This is a genomic window from Alphaproteobacteria bacterium (assembly GCA_039980135.1).
Taxonomy (GTDB): domain Bacteria; phylum Pseudomonadota; class Alphaproteobacteria; order UBA6615; family UBA6615; genus UBA8079.
Genome location: JBDXCV010000003.1, coordinates 935,137 through 956,032, shown reverse-complemented (window position 1 = coordinate 956,032; position 20,896 = coordinate 935,137). Strand labels below are relative to the sequence as shown.

The window sequence follows — 20,896 nt, the reverse complement described above, 5'->3', positions numbered from 1 at the left end:
TATCCCGGTCAGCTGCCAGGCGCGTATTTGCCCGTGAGCTGCGGCGTGAACCGGCCCTCATGGCCCTCTTTCGAGGTGTGTTCGAAGCGGGTCACGCGGGCCCAGGTGCGTTTCAGTTCATCCTCGATATTTATCGTCAGACGACCACAGCCTTCGACTTCGAGTTCCACCTTATCGCCGTCCTGGAACGGGTTGAGCCCACGATGGTTGGTGCCGGTCGCGACGACATCGCCGACCTCCAGCGCATGGATCGAGCTGAGATACTCGATGATTCGCGGGATCTTGTGGGCCATATCGTCGGTGTTGAAGTCCTGCATCAGGTCCCCGTTTACCCAAAGCTTGACGTCCAGGTTTTGCGGGTCATCGAACTCGTCCGCGGTCACGAGCCAGGGACCGAGCGGTGCAAACGTGTCCCGGTTCTTCGCTTCGAAGAACACGTTGACCGGGGTCGGCATGTTGCGGGCAGAGCCGTCGATGAAATTGAAATAGCCGAAGATGTAGTCCATCGCCTCGCTGGCCGGCACGTTGTGCGCGCGCTTGCCGATCACAAGTCCCAGCTCCGCTTCGCCCTCGAAGATCGACGCGGGAATATCGGCAAGGACCATCGTGTCGCCATCGCCAATGACCGTGCTGCCGGCCTTGGTGAACGCATTGATCTGCGCCGGCGCCGGCAGCGTGCCGTTCTCCATATAGTTGACCGCCATGCAATCGATATTGCCGGGACGGGGCAGCGGCGGGCGAATGCGCACACTGGCCACGGGAATGCCCTCTCCCGACGCGGCGGCTTTCTCCAGCCGATCGCGATATTCATCGAACCGCGCAATCAGGCCGTTGATCAGGTCATGCGGGCCGGTGTGCGGGATATCCTGCACTTCGGCGGATACATCCACCACATCATCGCCACGCAACACGCCAAGTCTGAAATCGTCGAAATACAGTATTTTCATCCCGCTTCCCCAAGTTTATCGGTCGATCCGTTGCCGTTCCGGCTGCGCTTTCTAGCAGACCCGGTGCCCCGGTTGCGACCCCGTACGTCCGCCATGCGACCACAGCGAAGGTTGCCCCTCGCGCCGGCCCGGATGATCCGCTAGCCTCAGGCCCAGCCGAAACACATCCGACATGACCGCAAGGACGGAAAGACGATGAAAGCATCCTACTTCGAAGCCCATGGTGCACCTGAGGTTCTGATCTACGGGGACCTCCCCGATCCGGTGCCGGGTCCCGGCGAGGTCATCGTCGACATCCATGCCGCCTCGGTGAACGCGGCCGACGTCAAGGTCCTTGCCGGCGGCACTTACGGCGAGATCGAGAATTTCCCCTACATCCTGGGGCGGGATTTCTCGGGTGTGGTCGCCAGCCTCGGCGAGGGCGCAGACGATTTCGCCGTCGGCGATGCGGTGTTCGGCGTGTGCGAGCGCGGTCAGGAGGGGACCTATGCCGAGAAGATCGCCATGAACCAGGCGCTGCTCACGCATAAACCCGACAACCTGTCCCACATCGATGCCGCCGCACTCGCATTGCCCGGGCTCACGGCAATCATCTCGATCGAGGAGACGATCAAGCTGCAGGCGGGCGAGAAGATCCTGATTCAGGGCGGCGCGGGCGGCGTCGCGGGTTTCGCGATCGAACTCGCCAAACATATCGGCGCCCATGTCATCACCACCTGCAGCGCGCGGAATATCGACTATGTGCGCGGCCTCGGCGCCGACGAGGTAATCGACTACAACGCCCAGGATTTCACCGAAATCCTGACGGATTGCGACGCCGTGTTCGAGACGGTTGGAGGCGACGTGACCCAAAAATCATTCGCGGTCCTGAAGCCGGGCGGCCGGCTGGCCGGTATCGCCTCGGGCCCGAAGGCACCCGTCTCCTCGCGCGACGACGTGCAGTCCCTGCGCCCCGCCGTCGGCCGGGACCGAAAATACATGGAACGTATCATTGAGCTCCAGGCGGCGGGCGTCGCGCACGTGCCTCCTGTTGAAGTTTATGCGCTTACGGAGGCGCCAGCGGCCTTGCAGAAGAGCGCGGGCCGCCACCTGACAGGCAAGCTCGTCATCCAGGTCCGCTAGGGGCGATGCTCTACATCATCTACCAGGAGGACGGGCCGGATTCGCCGGCGCTGCGCGCGGCGCACAAACCGGCCCACTTTGCCTATCTGGAAGAGCATAAGGACATTCTCGTGCTCGGCGGCGCCATGCTGGCCGACGACAATGAGGCCCGGATCGGCAGCGTGCTGATCATCAACGTGCCGGACCGCGCGGCGGCCGACCGGTTTTCCGAGAACGAGCCATTGCGCAAGGCGGGGACCTTCAGGAGCGTGAAAATCACCCGCATGCGCCGCGGCCAGTGGAACCCGGACGCCGCCCCGAAATCCGCCGAGGGCAACTGAGGCCGCGCCGACGCGAAAGGGAACCCGATGTCCAAGACCCAGATCACCTCACCCAAAATGAAGGCCCCCGGCGGCCATTTTTCCCACGCCACAACCGTGGCCGCGCGTGGCCAGCTCGTGTTCATCTCGGGCATGACGGCGCACAAACCGGACGGGTCCGTCGCCGGGGTCGGCGACCCCGAAGCCCAGACCCGACAGGTCTGCGAGAATCTGAAGGCCGCCGTCGAGGAAGCCGGCGGCACGATGGCCGACATCTGCCGGGTCGATGTGTTCGTCCGGAACATGGAGCATTTCGACGCGGTGCATAAGGTTCGCCGCGCGTATTTCGCACCGCCCTTGCCCGCCTCGACAATGGTCGAGGTCACCAAGATGACCCATCCGGATTACCTGGTGGAAATCAGCGCCATCGCCGTCCTCGAAGACGGCTAGCCTCGAACCGTTCAGACATAGTTTTCCGGCTTCGGCGCCGGCCGGTCGAGGATCATGTCGGCGGCTTTCTCGGCAATCATCACGGTCGGCGCATGGGTGTTGCCCCCGACGAGGGTCGGCATCACCGAGGCATCCACCACGCGCAGTCCTTCCACGCCGCGCACCTGCAGCCTCTCATCAACCACCGCCTTCTCATCGCTGCCCATGCGGCAGGTGCCGACCGGGTGATAGACGGTGCCCCCGGAGTTCCGGATAAACGCGTCGATCTCGGCGTCCGAGCGCACATTCGGATCGGGCCATATCTCCCCGTCGCTCAACGCCGCCAGGGCGGGCTGGTGCATGACCTCGCGCATGATCTTGAAACCTTCGCGCATCGTTTCCCGGTCGCGGGCTTCCGACAGATAGTTTGGAGCAATGACGGGAGCCTCGCCGGGGTCGGCCGATCGCAACCTGATCTCCCCACGGCTTTCCGGGCGCAGCTGGCAGACATGGCACATGAAGGCGTCGGGTCGCGTGTGGTCGGGTGTGTGACTGGCGAAGGGTCGCCGGATCAGCGACAGCAGGTTCCCGGCACTGAAGTGAAACTGGATGTCGGGCATTTCCAGGCTTTCCGACGTGCGCAGGAACGCGCCGCCTTCCAGCGGGAAACCCGCCGCCGGGCCGGATCGCAGCACCGCCGCGCGGGCGAGTGAAACCGCACCCCGTTCGGTCCGCGTCAGGTCATCGGTCAGGGTGCGAACCCTGGACATATGTACCGTATGGACACACAGATGATCCTGCAGGTTTGCGCCCACATCGCGCTGATCCAGAAACACATCGAGGCCGAGCGCGCGCAGCTCGTCCGCGCGCCCGATGCCGGAGAGCATCAACAGTTGCGGTGAGTTCACCACGCCGCCGGACAGCAGCACCTCGCGATCGACGCGCGCGAGATGCTCATGGCGCCCCTGCACATATCGAACCCCGACGGCCCGGCCCCCCTCGAACACCACACGCCGGGTCAACGCGCCCGTCTCCACCGTCAAATTCGGGCGGCCGAGCGCCGGGCGCAGATAGGCCGCGGCCGCGCTCCAGCGCCGCGCGTTGCGGATGTTGAACTGGTAGCGTCCGAAGCCCTCCTGCTCGGGGCCGTTGAAATCATTGTTGGTCGGATAGCCGGCCTGTGCGCCGGCCGCGACAAACGCGTCGAACAGCGAATGATCATGGGCCGCATCGCTGACCGTCAACGGGCCATCCCCGCCGTGAAACGCATCGCCGCCGCGGACATTGCCTTCCGCCCGTTTGAAATAGGGCAGGACATCGGCATAGGACCAGCCGGCTAGACCCTGTTGGCGCCAGAGGTCATAGTCGCGCGCATGTCCGCGGATATAGATCATGCCGTTCAGGGAGGATGACCCGCCCAGGGTCTTGCCGCGCGGCCAGGGAATGCGGCGACCCGCAAGATTTTCCTGGGGCTCGGTCTCGAACTGCCAGTTGTATTTCGGATTGGGGATCACCCGTCCATTGCCGACAGGGATATGGATCAGCGGATGTGCATCGCGCGGACCCGCCTCGAGCAGCAACACGCGCAGATTCGGATCCGCGCTCAGGCGATGGGCCAGGACGCAGCCGGCGCTCCCGGCACCGACAATGATGTAGTCAAAACTGTTCACGGAGCCCACCACACGTCTCAAATTTCGGTTGTCGAGAATGCCGCATTGACTTTTCCGCCATTGTGACCTTTTTTACGGGTGCTGCTGAAGCAGTTCCTGGCGCCACGGCCGTGAAATTTTAATCAGCGTTTTCAACGCATTATGCTGAATGATAGCCCAAACCGAAATGGCGGGGCGGTCATATTTCGCGCGATCGGCGGACCAGAAAAAGCGAATTACAGTACGATCCTGCCGCAAAAGCGGCATGTTCGTGGGGGAAGATTGGTGGCGTTCGGGACACGACGAACGCCATTCTAGAAGGAGCAGGCCGTGACACAGATCGGTGCAGAGTTGGAAGGCGCGAACGCGCAGGCGACCAGCGGAGACGCGGTCAGCGAGACGGAAGCCTATGGCCGCGCACGCGCGCAGGGCGATGACGCGACCGAGCGCGCATGCATGGTTTGTGGCAACAAGTTCGAGAGCGAAGGCTGGCACAACCGTTTGTGCGGCAGCTGCCGCAAGCGCAGCGTCGCGGCCGGCTGACACGGCCCTTCGACGCCGCTTCACCGGCCGGTGATGTGCCGGATGATCGCCGAAAAATCGAGCCCCTCATTCCCGGCCGCCGCATAGGCGTCGAAGAGTTCGGTTGCCTGCGCGCCCAGCGGGGTGTTGGCGCCCGTCGCGTTCGCCACCTCCTGTGACAGCTTCAAATCCTTCAGCATCATCGCCACCGTAAAGCCCGCGGCATAGTCGTTATTGGCCGGGGATGTCGGCACGGGCCCGGGAACCGGACAATAGCTGGTCATCGCCCAGCACTGCGCGGTCGCGGTCGAGGAAATATCGAACAGCTTCTGGGCGTCGAGGCCGAGCTTCTCGGCCAGACCGAAGCCTTCGGACACCGCGATCATCTGGATCGCGAGCATCAAATTATTGCAGACCTTCGCGGACTGGCCCGCACCCGCGGCGCCGGCGTGGAAGATGTTCTTGCCCATGGCCTGCAGGATCGGCTCCGCGCGGCCGAAGGCGCTGTCCGTGCCGCCGCACATGAAGGTGAGCGTTCCCGCCGCAGCACCGCCGACACCGCCGGAGACGGGCGCATCGATCACCTCGAGCCCGCGCTTTTCCCCCTCGACGATCATGTCCCGCGCGGTGGGCACATCGATGGTCGAGCAATCGATCACAAGCGCGCCCTTTTCGAGCGCATCCAAAACCCCGTCGTCGTCGATATAGACAGATCGCACATGCGCACCTGCCGGCAGCATGGTGATGACCACCTCGGCGCCCTCGGCCGTGGCCCGGCTGCTATCGGCGGCCATCCCGCCACTCTCCACCGCGCGTTTCACCGCGTCCGCAGAGATGTCGAACACCGACACGCTGTGTCCGGCCGAGACCAGGTTGGCGACCATCGGGCCGCCCATGTTGCCCAACCCGATAAATCCGATCTTCGCCATCATTCTCTCCCTGATTTTCTCTTCACCCGAAACTCGGTTCACCGGCCACGGGTTGAAAATATTCGTCGACATCGGCTTCGCTGACCGCATCAAGCGTCGTCGGGTTCCATTTCGGTGCCCCGTCCTTGTCGATGACAACGGCACGAATCCCCTCGAACAAATCATGACCACGGAAACTGCGGTCGGCAAGGCGGTACTCCATCGCCATGATCTCGGCGATCGAATCGATTTGCGCACCCAGGCGCAGCTGCCGGTGGGTGACCTTCAGCGCAGTCGGCGACTTCGTCAAAAGCGCTTCGATCTGTTCGCGGGCCCAGTCACTGTCCTCGGCGGCGAGCCGGGCCAGGATGTCCTCGACGCTGTCACCGGAAAAACAGCGATCGATCGCGTCGCGATGCGCCGCCAGAGGTGCCTCACCCGGATCGATCGAGAAACCGCGCAGGACCGTCGCGACCGCGTCGCCGTCGAGCACCGCGGCACCGGCCAGGGCGGCGATCAGGTCATCGTTCCGGTCCGCCGGGACATGAACATCACCGATCCCGGCATAGAGGGTGTCGGCGGCCCTCAGGCGGTGGCCGGTCAGCCCGAGATACATGCCGACCTCACCCGGACAGCAGGGCAGGAACCAGCTTGCACCGACATCGGGGAACAGGCCGATACCGGTTTCCGGCATCGCAAACAGGACCCGGTCCGAGACCACACGGTGCGAACCATGCACCGACATCCCCACGCCACCCCCCATCGTCACCCCGTCCATCAAGGCGATATAGGGTTTCGGATAGGTGTGGATCAGCACATTCAGCTTGTATTCCGCCGCATAGTAGGTGGCCCCGAAACCGGTGCCGCGCCCCTCATACAGATCGCGGATATCGCCGCCGGCACAAAACGCCTTTTCACCGGCCCCCCGGATGACCACCGCGTCCACATTGTCATCGACGGCCCAGGCTTCGAGGCCCGGGGCGATGGTGTGAATCATTGACAGGGACAACGCGTTCAGCGCCTTTGGCTTGTTCAGCGTGATCAGGCCAATCCGCCCGCGTTGTTCGAGCAGGACGTCGGGTTCGTCGTTCATGGGGAAACCTGCTAGTGAGAAAACCTACTGACGCAAAATATCTCGGGAAATAATCACGCGCATGATCTCGTTGGTACCTTCGAGAATCTGGTGCACCCGCAGATCGCGCAGATAGCGCTGGATCGGAAACTCGCGCAGGTAGCCATAGCCGCCGTGCAGCTGCAGAGCCTGATTCACCACCTCGAAGCCGGTGTCGGTCGCCACCCGCTTGGCCATCGCCGCGGCCACCGTGGTGCCATGCATCCTGTTGTCGAGCATCCAGGCCGCGCGGTGGATCATCAGGCGTGCGGATTCGAGCTCGGTCGCCATGTCGGCCAGGCGGAACTGTAGCGCCTGGAAATCCGCCAGCGGCTGGCCGAACTGCTTGCGCTCCTTCATATAATCGCGCGTCGCATCGAGACAGGCGCGCGCGCCACCAATCGAGCAGGCGCCGATGTTGAGCCGGCCGCCGTCGAGGCCCTGCATCGCGATCTTGAACCCGTCACCCTCCGCCCCGATCAGGTTTTCGGCCGGGACCCGGCAATCCTCGAAAATCACCGACGCCGTCGGCTGGCTGTTCCACCCCAGCTTCTTCTCCAGCTTGCCGAAGGAAAGACCCGGCGCGTCCTTTTCCACCACGATGCAGCTGATGCCGTTCGGGCTGTCATCCCCTGTGCGTACCATGCAGACATAGACATCCGCCGCCGAGCCGCCCGAGATGAACGCCTTGGACCCGTTGAGGACGTAATGGTCCCCGTCCAGTTTCGCGCTGGTGCGGAGCGCGGCGGCATCCGACCCCGAACCCGGCTCGGTCAGGCAGTAGCTCGCGAAGTGTTCCATGGTCGTCAGTTTGGGCAGGAACTTCGCACGCTGGGCGTCGCCGCCGAAGCTGTCGATCATCCAGGCGCACATGTTGTGGATCGAGATATACGCTGCGGTCGACGGGCAGGCGCTCGCCAGTTCCTCGAAGATGATCGTCGAATCCAGCCGTCCGAGTCCCGAGCCGCCATGCTCCGGATCGCAGTAGATACCGGCCAGCCCCAGCGCCGCGGCGGCGCGCAGGGTGTCCACCGGGAAGATGCACTCCTCGTCCCACATCTCGGCATGGGGCAGCATCTCATCGGTCGCAAAACCGCGCGCCATGTCCTGAATCGCGGACTGTTCTTCCGTAAGCTGAAATTCCACCGTGCGGCCTCGTTCTCTCGTCGCACACGAGTCTAGCCGCTCACACATGCGGAACCAATCCCCGCCCGCGATAGCGGCAGACGGGCGCGAATGCGCTAGACTGGGCGGACAAGGAGCAATGTCATGGCCACCGAGATCGACCCCACCCGCCGGCTGATACTTCTCACGGTGAAGGAAAATGTCAGCCTGACCGCGCTGGACGCCGAGACCGGCGACACGGTCGCTTGCGTGGAGGTCGGCACCCTGAACACGGGCAAACCCCATGAACTGGCGGTGTCCAATGACGGGACACGCGCCTTCGTGTCGCTGTATGGCAGCGCCGATTACGGGCCCAACGTGCCGGACAACCGTATCGCCGTCGTCGACCTCACCGACATGACGCTCGCCGGGCATATAAATCTCGATCTCTACAAGGGTCCCCACGCGCTGGTCATCGACCGGCAGGGAAAGCTCTGGGCGACGGTCGACCCCAACCGCTGTGTGCTGGTGATCGACCCGGACAGCTGGGAGATCGAGCACACGATCTGGCTGCAGACGCCGGGGCATTTCCTCGCCGCCTCTCCCGACGGCAGGACGCTCTATGCATCGGCCAAGGAATATCCGGTGATCACCGAGATCGACATCGAAAGCCGAGAGATCACGGCGCAGATCGCCGTCCCGGTCGGCGCCCAGGCCATCCGCGTCTCCAACGACGGCTCACGCCTGTTCGTCGGCGATTTCCACCGCCCGCTGCTGCATGTGATCGACTGCGCGGCCCGCAAGCTCGTCGCCACACACCCGCTGACCGGCGTGCCCGGCTGGCCGTTCCTGTCGGCGGACGGAAACACACTCGCCGTCAGCACCTATGACGAGCCCAACGACAAGGGCTTCGTCGAATTGCTCGACGCAAATGACCTCGATTCACGTCGCGTCGTGAATGTCGCGGACGAGCCGTTCCACATCCTGTTCAGCGACGACGGAAAGCATCTCCATGCCGCGCTGGGGAACGGCGAGGTGCCGAAGATCGACGTCACGAAGGCGGAAATCGTCGACGGCGGATATCACGCCGGCGGCAGCATGCCCGAGGCGATTGTCGCCTATACTCCGACAGCAACCTGAAGCCGACCGAGGAACCGCCTCATGACCCAGACCGCCGAACTAATCACCGATCCCGACATCGTCGAGGTCGAACTCGACTACATCGTCGACGACGGCATCCCGGCGGTGCGCTACATGGACTGGCCGGAGATGCAGCACAAGGCCCACAAGCCGGCCTACGAGAAAAAGCTGGTGCCCATCCATAATGGCCGCGCCGACCCGGCGCAGTTCACCCTGCCCTCCCACGGCTTCTCCTTCGTCGACCATGATACGAAGGTGCGAGACTTCTATGACGAGGACGAAGTGCGCGCGGTCTACTACCCGGAGACCGAGGCGCTGATCCAGGCCCATAGCGGGGGCGCGAAACGCGTGCTGGTGTTCGACCATACGCTGCGCACCGCCGAGCAGGCGCGCCAGCAGGCCGACCGGGTGCGCAAGGCGGTATATTCGGTCCATAACGACTATACCGAGCGCTCGGCCCCGCAGCGGGTGCGCGACTTCCTGCCTGAAGACGAAGTAGAGGCGGCGCTCGAGAAACGCTACGCGATTATCCAGACTTGGCGGTCGATTGCGCCGCGCGTGGAACGCGACCCGCTCGCGCTGTGCGACGGCAAGACGATCCCCGAAGAGGGTTTCATTCCCTATCAGCGGCGCTACCGCTACCGCACCGGCGAGACGTATCACATCTCCTACAACCCGGCGCACCGCTGGTTCTGGTTCCCGCAGATGACGCGGGAGGAAGCGCTGGTGTTCAAGGTCTACGACACCGACGCTTCGGCCGGCGTGCGGTTTACGGCGCACACCGCCTTCGACGACCCGAACACACCACCCGACGCGGCGATCCGCGAGAGCATCGAAATGCGCGCGCTGGTGTTCTACGACTGACCGGAGTGGTTGTTGGCTAACGGTTTGTTGGCGAGAGTTGCCCTCGGTAGTGTTTATTTATCGAGACTTGGGGATCATCGCCCCTCACGTCACCGTCATGCCGCCATCAACCGCCAGCACATGGCCCGTCACATAGGTCGCAGATGGGCTCGCCAGATAGGACACCGCGCCGGCGATATCTTCGGGTTCGGTGAAACGGCCGAGCGGGATCTTCGACAGGCCCGCGTCCCGGCGCGCCTGGTCGTTGTCGAAGATTTCGGCCCGCAGCTTGGTCATCGACGTCCCCGGCGCCACGGCGTTCACACGGATGTCGTGGGGTGCCCATTCGGCCGCCAGGTGGCGGGTCATGCCGCCGATGGCCGCCTTCGAGATGCCGTAGGGCGATACGTTGACGGCACCGATCGTGGTGAAGGTCGAGGCGATGTTGATGATCTGGCCGGGACGGCCAGTCTCGATCAGGTGCCGCGCCACCTGCTGGGTCATCACGTAGGTGCCGGTCACGTTGGTGCGCATCACCGCTTCGAACTCGTCCGCCGCCACGTCCAGCGCCGGCTTGGCCAGCAGCATCGCCGCATTGTTGACCAGCAGATCTATCTGTCCGAAATGTTCGAGCACGGCCTGCGTGGCGGCGGTGATGCTGGCATCGTCCCGCAGGTCGAGCGCTACACCGAGTGACTGGCCGCCGGCGGCCTCGATCGACGCGAGCGTCTCGGCCAGATCCGCCGGGTCCAGCTCCGTCACCGCGACATCGAACCCGTCGCGCGCGAGGGATTCCGCAACGGCCGCGCCCAACCCGTAGGACGCGCCGGTCACCAGCGCGACGGGACGTTGTTCATCGCTCATTTTGTCTCTCCCCCTGAGTCTCCGCCCAGATACCTGTAGATTTCCGTGAAGTCGGCGCCGGGCATGGCGGCGTCGGCGGCGTTCCACAGGCCGGTCATGGTCGCGCCTACGCTGTCGGGCGAGCCGGACTTGCGCACCTCGTCGAAATACAGCGCCACATCCTTTGTCATCAGCGCCATCGCGAAACCCGCATCGAAGGTCTCGGTTGCAACCCGCTTGGGGAACTTGTCCGCCGAGGCCGTGTTGCGGCCGGTCGAGACGTTCACCACGTCGAGAATGGTCTCCATGGCCACCCCGTGGCCCAACCCGAACCGGACCGCCTCGCTGGTCGCCGCCATGGCGGTCGCCGACAGAAAGTTGTTAAGCAGCTTGACCGCCTGGCCTTGCCCGGGATTCGCGCCGACATGGAAGGTGTTTCCGCCCACCGCGTCGAACGGGCCGGCCAGCGCCGCCACGGCCGCATCGGGGCCCGACGCTATGACGGTCACGGTCCCGGCGATGGCCCCGGCCTTGCCGCCGCTGACCGGCGCATCGACGAAGGTGATCCCGCCCGCCGCCAGCGCGGCGCCGATCTCGCTTGCCGCCTGGGGCCCCGTGGTCGAGAAATCCACGACCGTCGAGACCTTCCGGTCTGGTGCTTTCAGGATCTCCTCACAGACTGACGCGACAATTTTCCCGTCGGGCAGGCTCAGGAAGATCGTGTCCTGCTGCGCCACCGCGCCGACATCGTCGGCGACGGTCGCGCCGTCGGGTGCGCGCGCAGCGGTACCCGCCGCATCGAACACGATCGGGATAAAGCCCGCCGCGCACAGATTGGCACACATGGGTGCGCCCATGTTTCCCAGCCCGATAAACCCGTAAGATACCTCCGGCATGCTCACCGCCCCCACCTGTGGCCGATCGAATGCCGGCCTTCGCGGGCCATTATAGCGGAGCAACCCATAGGGGAGGGAAGAATGACATCACCGAAAACCTGGGAACTCTATGCCGTGAAATACGGCACGCTCGCCGAGCGGATGCGTCGCGAAAGCTTCGTAAAGCTCGACCCCCATGACGATGGCCCCATGCCCATCGACTATTACGTCTGGGCCGCCGTGTCCGAGGATCAGACCATCGTCATCGACACAGGCTTCGACGACGCCGAGGCGAAGAACCGCGGTCGCAGCCTGATCCGCAGCGTCACGGAAGGCCTGTCCACCATCGGCGTCGCGGCCGCGACTGTGTCCGACGTGATTGTCACCCATCTGCACTACGACCATATCGGCGGCCACGCCCAGTTTCCGGCGGCGAGGTTCCACCTGCAGGAAAAGGAAATGCAGTTCGCAACGGGGCCGCATATGTGCAGCCATGTGGTGAACGCCTCCTTCACCCCCGATCATGTCGCCGACATGGTCCGCAACATCTTCGAAGGCCGCGTATCCTTCAGCGACGGCGACGCCGAGATCGCGCCGGGCATCACGGTGCATCTGACCGGCGGCCACTCCATGGGGCTGCAATTCGTGCGCGTGCTGACCAAGCGGGGCTGGGTGGTGGTCGCGTCCGACGTCACGCATTTCTATGAGAATCTGGAGCGGCGCATGCCTTTCCCGGTGATCTACAACCTCGCCGATATGGTGCGCGGTTTCGATGCGCTGGAGGCCCAGGCCGAGACCCCGGGGCATATCGTGCCCGGCCATGACCCGCTGGTGCTGGAACGCTACCCGGCACCCGACCCGCGCCTCGAAGGGATCGCGGCCCGGCTCGACGTCACGCCCAACGCGTGAGCATCCGCGCCTAGTTCTTCGCAATCGCGTCGGCGAGTTCCGCCGACCATTCGGCGCGGGGCCGGTAGCCCTCGGTCGCTTCACACAGCTTCTCGGTCAGCTTGACGATCTCGTCATCGGAAAGATCGAAGTCGAGATACTCGCCGAAGGGCTGGGGCACGTGGAACGGCGAGTCCAGATACACCTCGATATTGTTGCCCTCGGGGTCGTCGAAATAGACCGACCAGGCGTTGCCATGGTTGCGCGGCAGCAAATTCTCGACGCCCTCATCCACAACCCGGCGATACATCACCCGCAGCTCGCTCAGGGATTTTACCCTGAACGACAATTGGTTGATCGTGCTGGGCACCTCTGCGGGCCGACCCTCAGCCAGAATAACCTGATGATGCATGCTCGGATCGTTGGACATGAAGGTGATGTGGCCGTTGTAGCGCTCGACGAAACCCCGGTCGGTGATGTTGAACCCGAGAACCCGTGTGTAAAACGAAACCATTGAATCCATATCCCGCACCCACATGCCCGCATGGGAGAGCTGGGGTTTGATCTGGTCATCCATGTCACTCATCCTTCTGCTGCCACGACACCGCTGTCTTTCAGCGCCGCGATTTCATCCGCGTCATATCCAAGATCGGAGAGAATCTCTCCCGTATGTTCGCCGACTTCCGGCGGCGCGACCGCAAACGAACTCGGTGTCCGAGACAGGGATACCGGTTGACGCGCGAAGCGCATCTCGCCCAGCGCCGGCGACGTGAGCGGCTGCGCAATCCCCAGATGCCGGACCTGGGGGTCATCGAAGACCTGGCCGATGTCGTTGATCGGCCCGCAGGGCACGCCCGCCGCGTTGAATTCGTCCACCCATGCCGCCGACGTCTTCGTCGCGATCACCTCGCCGATCAGCCCGTTCAGCCGGTCGCGGTTCTCCGAGCGTCCGGGTGCATCCTCGAATTCCGGATCGGTCATCCACTCCTCGTGGCCGAGGATGCGGCAGAACCGGCCCCAGATTTCCTGGCCCGCAACGGCGATGTTGATATGCCCGTCCGACGTGGCGAACACGCCGGTCGGAATGCTGGTCGGATGGTTGTTGCCCGCCTGTCCCGGCACGTCTTCGTCGACCAGCCAGCGCGCCGACTGGAAATCGAGCATGAAAATCTGCGCTTCCAGCAGCGATGTCTGAAGCCATTGGCCCTGGCCGGATTTCTCGCGTTCGAGCAGCGCCAGCAGGATGCCCTGGGCCGCGAACAGTCCCGCCGTCAGGTCCGCGATCGGGATGCCGACCCGCATCGGCCCCTCCCCCGGCGCGCCGGTGATCGACATCAGGCCGCCCATGCCCTGGGCGATCTGGTCGAAACCCGGGCGCTTGGAATAGGGCCCGTCCTGCCCGAAGCCCGAGATGCTGGCGAGGATGATGCGTGGGTTGATTGCGGACAGCGCGTCATAGTCGATGCCCAGCCGGTTCTTCACATCGGGCCGGTAATTCTCGACCACCACATCGGCATCCGCGACGAGCTTGCGGAACACCTCCTTGCCCGCCTCGGCCTTGAGGTCGAGCGCGAGGGAGCGCTTGTTGCGGTGCAGGTTCTGGAAATCGGAGCCGTGGCGCGACCCGCCGAGCGCGGCACCCCCCTCGACGGCGGGCGGCATCTCGACCTTGATCACATCGGCACCCCAGTCGGCAAGCTGGCGCACGCAGGTCGGGCCCGAGCGGACGCGGGTCAGGTCGAGGACCTTCACATGGTCGAGGACCGTGGCAGCAGGATTGTGGGGCATGGTTTCTCTCTATCTGTATTTCACGTCTAAAGCTTGAGCAGCCGTGTCGCGTTGCCGTTGAGGATCTTCGCCTTGTCTTCGGCGTTCAGATGCACCCGCTCGATCCAGTCCATCCCCGGCGCGTTGGGCACGAACGGATAGTCGACGGAGAACAGAATCCGGTCGGCGCCCATCTCGGCGATCGAGCACATCAGCGCCGGGTCGGAGAAATTGCCGCTGGTGGTGATGTGGAAGTTGCGGCTGAACACCTCGCGGAAGGCCAGGGACTTGTTGCCCGGGCGTGACAGCGCGTGATCGATCCGCCAGAGCAGGAACGGCAACCCCTCGCCCAGATGGCCGAGGATGATATTGCAGTCGGGATACTTCTCCAGCACGCCGCTGAGCACGATCCGGATACCTTGCGTCGCGGTCTCGACCGTGAACCCCCAGCCCGCATTCAGCAGCGCGGGGAAATCCTTGATGTAGGGCTCATAATAGGTGTCGACGACGGTCTTGTTCGGCACGGCGGGGTGCATATACAGCGGCACGTCGAGTTCCTGGGCGCGCGCGAAGACCGGCCAGAACTGTTCATCGTCGAAGAACACCCCGTGCGTCAGGCCGTGGATCATCGCGCCCTTGAAGCCGAGCTCGTTGACGCAACGCGACAGCTCATCAGCACAGGCATCGGGGTCGGGTGTCGGCAGATTCGCAAAGGCGGCAAACCGGTCGGGCCGCTGGGCCACGATATCACGCAGCCGGTCATTCGTCGTACGCGTCACCTCGGCGGCCTCGGCCGGATCGAGGCGCTGGGTCGACGGCGCGCCATGGGAGAGGACCTGGATGTCGACGCCTGTGGCGTCCATTTCGGCGATCCGCGCGTCGAACAGGTCCTCGAGCTTGGCCTGCATCACGCCCGCGCCGCCCCGGTCCGCCTCGGCCACATGCGGCGTCAGTTGAGGATCCCAGTAATGCTCTTCGATCGCGATGACCTGTTCGCCGTTCGACGTCGCCATGTGCCTCTCCCCCGATTGCGTTTTTTTTCCGCCTTATCGCGGGATCGTACCGACTCGCCCCGCGGATAACCAAGGAAAGGCGATTAAGAATAATATTTTTCCAATAATCAAATTCATGTTTCACTTCCGACAACGCCCGTCGTGATGTGGCCCTTCACTTTCGGCCCGGGATCGCCGGCCAGGGAATACGGGAGGAACAAAAAATGAAAATGATCATCGATCGCGACCTACCGATCACAATGGATGACGGTCAGGTGCTGCGGGTGGACGTCTATCGGCCCGACACGAAGAAGAAGGTCCCGGTCGTCATGGCCGGCGGCCCCTATGGCAAGGGCGTGAAGTACCAGGAGCACTACAAGCCGCTCTGGGATTCCCTCCTCGAAATGCATCCCGATATCCTGCCGGGCTCCAGGCATCGCTGGCTGACCTGGGAAACCGTCGATCCGGAGATCTGGGTGCCCTGGGGCTATGCCTGCGTGCGGCTCGATTCCCGTGGTGCCGGCCGTTCTCCGGGTTATCTCGATATTTTCTCGCCGCGCGAGACCCGGGACTTCGCCAACGCCATCGAATGGGCGGGCGAACAGAAATGGTCGAACGGCAATGTCGGCCTGAACGGCGTGTCCTACTACGCGATCAACCAGTGGCAGGTCGCCGCCCTGCAGCCCAAACATCTGACCGCGATGATACCGTGGGAGGGCGCGGCCGATCAGTATCGCGACTGGGCGCGCCATGGCGGCATCCTGTCCAATGTGTTCATGGAAATCTGGTATCCTCGCCAGGTCGAGGCGGTCCAGCACGGCAACCCCAAGGGCCCACGCGACCGCTGGATGGGCGAAAGCGCCACGGGTCCGGCTCGTCTGTCGCCGGCCGAACTCAAGACCAACCGGGCCGATACGCTCGAGAATTTCCGCGTCCGCGAGATGGATGACGACTGGTACCAGTCGCGTTCGCCGGACTGGTCGAAAGTAAAGGTGCCATTCCTGAGTGCGGCGAGCTGGGCCGGGTTTGGCCTGCATCCGCGCGGCAACTTCGAGGCCTTCACCCAGGCCGCATCACGCCAGAAATGGCTCGAGGGGCATCCGGGTCGCCATGAGGAATGGTTCTATCTCGAATATGGCATGGAGCTGCAGAAACGCTTCTTCGACTATTACCTCAAGGGCGAGAAGAACGGCTGGAACCGCGAGCCAAAGGTCTGGCTGAACCTGAGACGCCCGTTCACCGACGAGGTCGAGCTGCGCAAGGAAAGCGCGTGGCCGCTGAAGGGCACCAAGTGGACCAAGTATTATCTGGACGCGAGCGGCAAGGGAAAGCTGGACACGAAGGTACCGAAGGTGAACCGGAAGAAGGAATTCCGCGCGCTCACCCGGGGCATCACTTGGAAGTCTGCACCACTCACCCGCGAGACCGAATTCACCGGCCCGATGGCGGCCAAGCTGTTCGTGTCTTCGTCCACCGAAGATTGCGACCTGTTCGTCACGGTACAGGGCTGGTCGGACAAGGGCCGAGAAGTGCACTTCCAGGGCACGGTCGACCCCAAGACCCCGCTCGGCCAGGGCTGGCTGCGGGTGTCCCATCGCAAGCTGGACGAGGAAAAATCCGAGCCGTGGCGCCCCTACCACACCCATGACGACAAGCAGATGATCACGCCGGGTCAGGTGTACGAAGTGGATGTCGAAATCTGGCCCCAGTGCATCATGCTGCCGAAGGGCTTTCAGATCTCGATCAACATCGCCGGCCAGGATTTCGACCGACCGGGCCCGTCGATGGAGGCCTATATTCCGTCGCGGGGTTCCGGCGTCTTCCTGCACGATCACCCGACAGATCGTCCGAAGGAGATCTTCGGCGGCAAGACGACGATCCACACCGGGCCGAAGCACAAATCCTATCTGCTGATGCCCGTAATCCCGAAGAACCGCAAGTCGGTCTAGGGGATCATGCAGAATGAGAAAGAGGCGGCTTCGGTCGCCTCTTTCGATTACGCACCGGGACGCCTCGCCTGCTCTTTTCGCGCGCCGCGCCGCTGGACGGCCAGCGCCGCCAGCAGGGCCAGCGCGCTCAACCCGGCCATCGCGTAGAACGCGCCGCCGCTGAACTGGCTGTACAGCGCGCCGGACGCGATCAACGCCAGCCCCATGACGATGCCCGAAAGAGACGCGTACGCACCCTGCGCCGTGGCCTTCAGACCCTCGGGCGCGTGGCCGGCGATGAAGTGCATCGTCGCCAGATAGGTCGCCCCGAAAGTCACCGCATGCAGGAGTTGGGCGACGACCAGGCCCGGCAGGGCCGTGGTCCCGGCGAGAATCAGCCAGCGGATCAGCCCTGCGCCCGCGCCGAACACGAGCAGGCGCGAGGCGCCCAGTCGCGCCACGACCGCGCCGCTGAACGCAAACAGGATAATCTCCACAACCACGCTGCCGCCCCACAGGAGCCCGACCACGAGTTCCGAATGGCCCGCCGCCTTCCAGTGGATGCCTGAGAAACCGTTGAGTACGGCATGGCTCGCCTGCACCGCGCTGGCAGCGAGGATAAAGCCGAGGAACCGCGGATCCCGCACGAATGTCAGCACGTCGGCCCAGCGCGCATGCCCGCGCGCCTCGTTCTGCTCGCGCAGGAGCAAGGTTGTCGCCAGCACGACGACGAGGCCCAACCCGACGACCAGCAGGATCAGGTCCGGATCACGACCGGTCAGGAGGGCGCCGATCCCCAGGGTACCGAGAATGAATGTGACCGATCCCCACAGGCGGATGCGGCCATAGTCCAGGCCGTGCCGCAGCACCGCCGACATTGCCTGGGAATCGCCGAGCGGAATGAGCGCATGGTAGCTCGGCGCAAAAACCAGCGTGATCAACAGGATGAGCCAGAAGGATGTGACCAGCGAGAACCCGGCGAACGCGACAAGGCTGACGGTGGCAGCGAGGACCAGCATCCGGCGCCCGCCGCCAGAATGGTCGGCCGCCCGGGTGACCACCGGGTCGACGAGGACCCGCATCCAGGGACCGACCGCCAGGATGATCCCGATGTCCCCCGCCGACAGCCCCCGGCTCTGCAACCAGATCGGCCAGAACGGCATCATCACGCCCAGCACGAAGAACACCGCGCCATAGAACAGGGCGAAGCGGAGCGAAGTACGGAACGGGGTCTCGATCATGCTGTTTGGGTATACCCATAAAAAACGCCGGCCGCCCACATGATGTGAACGGCCGGCGCGTGTTCGGTTCTAACGCGGAAGCGCTGCCTATTCGGCCGCCTGCTTCGGAGACGCCTGATCCGGCGAGGGAACGGCCTCGGCATCCGCCTCTCCGGCGGCGATCCGCGCCTGGACCTCGTCCTGGCTCAGCGGCTGGTTCCGGAAGCGCCCGTGCTTTTCGTAATACCGGTCGATCTGCACATGCTTGGCAACGGTCAGGGGCGCGTTCTTGAAGAAATCATAGAGCGCGATAACGCCGCCGGTCCACATGGTCCGCATCATGTGCGGCATCGAGCGTGTGGCCCGCAGTTCCGCGGTCGGGGCATTCTCGATCTTGTGATAGCTCTCGCGATCCTCGAGTGCCGCCTCGATGAGATGCGGGGCCGCCCAGTTACAGCGATAGTGGATCGTGCCGTCGGGGCGGATGATGTAGACGACGTTCGGCATCGCCCCATAGGCGCGGTGAAAGTCGCCCTCCAGATTGTCGACCAGAACGCGCCGAAATTCCTTGTAACGCGGGGCCACGAGGGCGGCAGACTTGAACTTGTCGTCCATCGACTGGTGCGGGCCCATGCGCTCACCGGGATGCGCCTCGCGAACATAGACCATCACGAAGTTCACGTCGGGGAATTTCTCGACGATATCCTTGTAGATCTTGATGTTCTTCGTATACATCGAACAGGTCGACGAGCCGGTCTCGATGACCGTCCACTGGCCGTCGAAATCCGACAGCTTGACCTCTTCACGCGTCTCGAGATCGGTAAACGTGGCGTCGATATACTTGTCGCCCGCCTGCGGGCCGACAAAGGTGTCGAAGTTGTAATCGACCACGCGGAAACGCTTGTTGTTGTAAACAGGCTGCGGTGCATCAGACATCGTGGGCCTCCTCTTTGCCTATGGCTTCGGTTGTTCTTGATTATGAGTTGTACGCACAATTGCCCGTATCATAGCACAATGAGGACCCTCGCGCTGCAGGCGCACATAACGCCAAGCCGGTCACACTGCCGTGAACAAAAAGCCGCGAAGCCAGACCGAATACGGGCGGGCTACAGACCCCCCTTTATCAATCTGCGGGCCATCTCATCTTTCGTCATGCCCGGACTTGATCCGGGCATCCATTGCTGGCGACTGCGCAGGAGATACGCGGGTCAAGCCCGCGTATGACGGGATGAGGATGCAATGCGCCGGCTAGGCGCCCATTCTGCGTGCCATCCAGTCGGCCATCAACGGCCGCGACTTGAACGGGATATTGTCGCAAACGTGGTTCCCCTCGGAGAACACCACCAGTTCAGCATCGTCGCCCGCCTCGTCGATCATCTTCCGGGATTCCTCGACCGGACAGATCTCGTCCATGCCGCTGTGCACAATCAGCAGTGGGCAGCCGATTTTCCCGAGCGCTCCTTCGAGGGTGTAGAGCTTCGCGGTCTCCGCGGCCGCTTCCACCGTGTCGTCCCCGAAGGCGAACCGCAGCGTGTCCTGTACCGCGAACGGCAGCCGCGCCCAGATATCCCCCATGCAGTAGAAACCGCCGATGGACACGCACGCCCTGATCCGCGGGTCGACCGACGCGCGTGGTGCGGCATAGCCGCCGTAGCTGCGCCCCCAGATTCCGATGCGCGCGCTGTCGATCTCGGGGCGTTTCTCAAGCGCATCGATCACAGCACCAACTGGCACCTCCCAGTCCGGACGGATCCGCCACTTCTGCTTGGTCAGGCTCTGGCCCGGCCCGTCATAGGCGCAGGTGGCGACACCGCGCTTGAGAAATTCGTTCTCGAGCGTGTGAAACTCCTCCTTGGTCGAGTCCGCGCCGCAGGTCAGCATCACGCAGGGCGCGGGGCCGTCCGTATCGGGCACGCGTAAATTGGCGGGAAAACTGTCGCCGTCATACGGGATATCGATGATCTCGGCGGGCGGACTCAGATGCGGGGCCGCCTTCGCATAGGCGGCGCGCTGGCGACGCTGCACCCGCGCCTTCTCCTCGGCGTCCGCGAACGAGACCGACTGGCCGATATGATAGTAGAGCGCCGCGCGTGCGAACGCCTCGCCCGCCGTCAACGCCCGGCCCTCGCCCAGCGCCGCGTCACCGAGCCCCTCATGGGTCTCGGCCAGGCCTTCCCAGACGGGCATCCAGTCTTCCATCCGGGTCATCTTCGCGAGGATCGTCTGGGCGTCGTTGTAATCGACGCCGGCGGCCATCAGCCGCGGGAAGCGATGCTCGATGGTCTCCTGAAGTGCCGCGTCGGCCATCC

The 20,896-nt window shown here is 63.8% G+C and carries 21 protein-coding genes; 8 read left to right on the top strand and 13 right to left on the bottom strand.

Going from position 1 to position 20,896, the window contains the following annotated elements; all coding sequences use genetic code 11:
- Nucleotides 1-8: 8 nt before the first annotated feature.
- Nucleotides 9-947 carry a fumarylacetoacetate hydrolase family protein gene (locus ABJ363_06530; protein ID MEP4378639.1) on the bottom strand — a complete coding sequence of 313 codons (939 nt, stop codon included), beginning with the start codon at nt 945-947 and terminating at the stop codon, nt 9-11.
- 195 nt (nt 948-1,142) lie between these two features.
- Between ABJ363_06530 and ABJ363_06525 the strand changes: the two genes are divergently transcribed.
- The 3 genes from ABJ363_06525 to ABJ363_06515 are packed head-to-tail and all read left to right on the top strand — an operon-like array spanning nt 1,143 to nt 2,818.
- Entirely contained in the window at nt 1,143-2,069 is a 927-nt protein-coding gene (locus ABJ363_06525) for an NADP-dependent oxidoreductase (protein MEP4378638.1), read from the top strand.
- Nucleotides 2,070-2,074: 5 nt separating this feature from the next.
- Nucleotides 2,075-2,389, top strand: coding sequence for a YciI family protein (locus ABJ363_06520; protein ID MEP4378637.1), 315 nt, complete (start codon nt 2,075-2,077; stop codon nt 2,387-2,389).
- Nucleotides 2,390-2,416: 27 nt separating this feature from the next.
- Entirely contained in the window at nt 2,417-2,818 is a 402-nt protein-coding gene (locus ABJ363_06515) for a RidA family protein (GenBank protein MEP4378636.1), read from the top strand.
- An 11-nt stretch (nt 2,819-2,829) separates the two neighbouring features.
- Here ABJ363_06515 and ABJ363_06510 read toward each other — a convergent pair whose 3' ends face one another.
- Complete coding sequence (locus tag ABJ363_06510; GenBank protein ID MEP4378635.1) at nt 2,830-4,467, bottom strand: choline dehydrogenase; 1,638 nt, start codon at nt 4,465-4,467, stop codon at nt 2,830-2,832.
- Between the two features lie 309 nt (nt 4,468-4,776).
- On the opposite strand from ABJ363_06510, the gene ABJ363_06505 reads away from it, so the two are divergent.
- Nucleotides 4,777-4,989: a hypothetical protein gene (locus ABJ363_06505; protein MEP4378634.1), complete on the top strand. Its 213-nt coding sequence runs from the start codon at nt 4,777-4,779 to the stop codon at nt 4,987-4,989.
- A 20-nt stretch (nt 4,990-5,009) separates the two neighbouring features.
- Here the strand turns inward: ABJ363_06505 and mmsB are convergent, their stop codons facing one another.
- From mmsB to ABJ363_06490, 3 genes are read right to left on the bottom strand one after another with little or no spacing between them, the layout of a single operon-like run.
- Entirely contained in the window at nt 5,010-5,897 is an 888-nt protein-coding gene (mmsB, locus tag ABJ363_06500) for a 3-hydroxyisobutyrate dehydrogenase (GenBank protein MEP4378633.1), read from the bottom strand.
- Between the two features lie 22 nt (nt 5,898-5,919).
- Nucleotides 5,920-6,969, bottom strand: coding sequence for an enoyl-CoA hydratase/isomerase family protein (locus ABJ363_06495; GenBank protein MEP4378632.1), 1,050 nt, complete (start codon nt 6,967-6,969; stop codon nt 5,920-5,922).
- A 24-nt stretch (nt 6,970-6,993) separates the two neighbouring features.
- Nucleotides 6,994-8,133, bottom strand: a complete 1,140-nt coding sequence (locus ABJ363_06490; GenBank protein MEP4378631.1) for an acyl-CoA dehydrogenase family protein — start codon at nt 8,131-8,133, stop codon at nt 6,994-6,996.
- A gap of 123 nt (nt 8,134-8,256) precedes the next feature.
- Between ABJ363_06490 and ABJ363_06485 the strand changes: the two genes are divergently transcribed.
- On the top strand, nt 8,257-9,231 hold the full coding sequence (locus ABJ363_06485; protein MEP4378630.1) for a hypothetical protein: 975 nt from the start codon (nt 8,257-8,259) through the stop codon (nt 9,229-9,231).
- A gap of 21 nt (nt 9,232-9,252) precedes the next feature.
- On the top strand, nt 9,253-10,095 hold the full coding sequence (locus ABJ363_06480; GenBank protein MEP4378629.1) for a CmcJ/NvfI family oxidoreductase: 843 nt from the start codon (nt 9,253-9,255) through the stop codon (nt 10,093-10,095).
- 84 nt (nt 10,096-10,179) lie between these two features.
- Here the strand turns inward: ABJ363_06480 and ABJ363_06475 are convergent, their stop codons facing one another.
- Both ABJ363_06475 and ABJ363_06470 read right to left on the bottom strand, forming a co-directional pair.
- The gene (locus tag ABJ363_06475) at nt 10,180-10,938 is read right to left on the bottom strand and encodes a glucose 1-dehydrogenase (protein ID MEP4378628.1); all 759 of its coding nucleotides are present in this window, start codon (nt 10,936-10,938) and stop codon (nt 10,180-10,182) included.
- A complete protein-coding gene (locus ABJ363_06470; GenBank protein MEP4378627.1) occupies nt 10,935-11,813 on the bottom strand; it encodes an NAD(P)-dependent oxidoreductase in 879 nt (292 codons plus the stop codon). The genes ABJ363_06475 and ABJ363_06470 overlap by 4 nt, the downstream gene beginning before the upstream one ends.
- Before the next feature lie 81 nt (nt 11,814-11,894).
- Between ABJ363_06470 and ABJ363_06465 the strand changes: the two genes are divergently transcribed.
- Nucleotides 11,895-12,701 (top strand): N-acyl homoserine lactonase family protein, encoded by an 807-nt coding sequence (locus ABJ363_06465; GenBank protein MEP4378626.1) that lies wholly within the window; start codon nt 11,895-11,897, stop codon nt 12,699-12,701.
- A gap of 10 nt (nt 12,702-12,711) precedes the next feature.
- Here ABJ363_06465 and ABJ363_06460 read toward each other — a convergent pair whose 3' ends face one another.
- From ABJ363_06460 to ABJ363_06450, 3 genes are read right to left on the bottom strand one after another with little or no spacing between them, the layout of a single operon-like run.
- Entirely contained in the window at nt 12,712-13,257 is a 546-nt protein-coding gene (locus tag ABJ363_06460; GenBank protein ID MEP4378625.1) for a VOC family protein, read from the bottom strand.
- Between the two features lie 5 nt (nt 13,258-13,262).
- On the bottom strand, nt 13,263-14,468 hold the full coding sequence (locus tag ABJ363_06455) for a CoA transferase (protein ID MEP4378624.1): 1,206 nt from the start codon (nt 14,466-14,468) through the stop codon (nt 13,263-13,265).
- 26 nt (nt 14,469-14,494) lie between these two features.
- Complete coding sequence (locus ABJ363_06450; GenBank protein ID MEP4378623.1) at nt 14,495-15,460, bottom strand: amidohydrolase family protein; 966 nt, start codon at nt 15,458-15,460, stop codon at nt 14,495-14,497.
- Nucleotides 15,461-15,663: 203 nt separating this feature from the next.
- Between ABJ363_06450 and ABJ363_06445 the strand changes: the two genes are divergently transcribed.
- The gene (locus tag ABJ363_06445) at nt 15,664-17,388 is read left to right on the top strand and encodes a CocE/NonD family hydrolase (GenBank protein ID MEP4378622.1); all 1,725 of its coding nucleotides are present in this window, start codon (nt 15,664-15,666) and stop codon (nt 17,386-17,388) included.
- A 47-nt stretch (nt 17,389-17,435) separates the two neighbouring features.
- On the opposite strand, the gene ABJ363_06440 is transcribed toward ABJ363_06445, so the two are convergent.
- The 3 genes from ABJ363_06440 to ABJ363_06430 all read right to left on the bottom strand — a co-directional run bounded on the left by ABJ363_06440 (nt 17,436) and on the right by ABJ363_06430 (nt 20,894).
- Entirely contained in the window at nt 17,436-18,608 is a 1,173-nt protein-coding gene (locus tag ABJ363_06440) for an MFS transporter (protein ID MEP4378621.1), read from the bottom strand.
- Nucleotides 18,609-18,695: 87 nt separating this feature from the next.
- Nucleotides 18,696-19,523, bottom strand: coding sequence for a deiodinase-like protein (locus ABJ363_06435; protein MEP4378620.1), 828 nt, complete (start codon nt 19,521-19,523; stop codon nt 18,696-18,698).
- Nucleotides 19,524-19,835: 312 nt separating this feature from the next.
- The gene (locus tag ABJ363_06430) at nt 19,836-20,894 is read right to left on the bottom strand and encodes an alpha/beta hydrolase (GenBank protein MEP4378619.1); all 1,059 of its coding nucleotides are present in this window, start codon (nt 20,892-20,894) and stop codon (nt 19,836-19,838) included.
- Nucleotides 20,895-20,896: the final 2 nt, after the last annotated feature.

Excerpts from the sequence above, each read along its gene's own strand:
- ABJ363_06530 (MEP4378639.1), bottom strand. The coding sequence starts at position 947 with ATGAAAATACTGTATTTCGACGATTTCAGACTTGGCGTGTTGCGTGGC.
- ABJ363_06525 (MEP4378638.1), top strand. The coding sequence starts at position 1,143 with ATGAAAGCATCCTACTTCGAAGCCCATGGTGCACCTGAGGTTCTGATC.
- ABJ363_06520 (MEP4378637.1), top strand. The coding sequence starts at position 2,075 with ATGCTCTACATCATCTACCAGGAGGACGGGCCGGATTCGCCGGCGCTG.
- ABJ363_06515 (MEP4378636.1), top strand. The coding sequence starts at position 2,417 with ATGTCCAAGACCCAGATCACCTCACCCAAAATGAAGGCCCCCGGCGGC.
- mmsB (MEP4378633.1), bottom strand. The coding sequence starts at position 5,897 with ATGGCGAAGATCGGATTTATCGGGTTGGGCAACATGGGCGGCCCGATG.
- ABJ363_06495 (MEP4378632.1), bottom strand. The coding sequence starts at position 6,969 with ATGAACGACGAACCCGACGTCCTGCTCGAACAACGCGGGCGGATTGGC.
- ABJ363_06485 (MEP4378630.1), top strand. The coding sequence starts at position 8,257 with ATGGCCACCGAGATCGACCCCACCCGCCGGCTGATACTTCTCACGGTG.
- ABJ363_06480 (MEP4378629.1), top strand. The coding sequence starts at position 9,253 with ATGACCCAGACCGCCGAACTAATCACCGATCCCGACATCGTCGAGGTC.
- ABJ363_06475 (MEP4378628.1), bottom strand. The coding sequence starts at position 10,938 with ATGAGCGATGAACAACGTCCCGTCGCGCTGGTGACCGGCGCGTCCTAC.
- ABJ363_06470 (MEP4378627.1), bottom strand. The coding sequence starts at position 11,813 with ATGCCGGAGGTATCTTACGGGTTTATCGGGCTGGGAAACATGGGCGCA.
- ABJ363_06465 (MEP4378626.1), top strand. The coding sequence starts at position 11,895 with ATGACATCACCGAAAACCTGGGAACTCTATGCCGTGAAATACGGCACG.
- ABJ363_06460 (MEP4378625.1), bottom strand. The coding sequence starts at position 13,257 with ATGGATGACCAGATCAAACCCCAGCTCTCCCATGCGGGCATGTGGGTG.
- ABJ363_06455 (MEP4378624.1), bottom strand. The coding sequence starts at position 14,468 with ATGCCCCACAATCCTGCTGCCACGGTCCTCGACCATGTGAAGGTCCTC.
- ABJ363_06450 (MEP4378623.1), bottom strand. The coding sequence starts at position 15,460 with ATGGCGACGTCGAACGGCGAACAGGTCATCGCGATCGAAGAGCATTAC.
- ABJ363_06445 (MEP4378622.1), top strand. The coding sequence starts at position 15,664 with ATGAAAATGATCATCGATCGCGACCTACCGATCACAATGGATGACGGT.
- ABJ363_06440 (MEP4378621.1), bottom strand. The coding sequence starts at position 18,608 with ATGATCGAGACCCCGTTCCGTACTTCGCTCCGCTTCGCCCTGTTCTAT.
- ABJ363_06435 (MEP4378620.1), bottom strand. The coding sequence starts at position 19,523 with ATGTCTGATGCACCGCAGCCTGTTTACAACAACAAGCGTTTCCGCGTG.
- ABJ363_06430 (MEP4378619.1), bottom strand. The coding sequence starts at position 20,894 with ATGGCCGACGCGGCACTTCAGGAGACCATCGAGCATCGCTTCCCGCGG.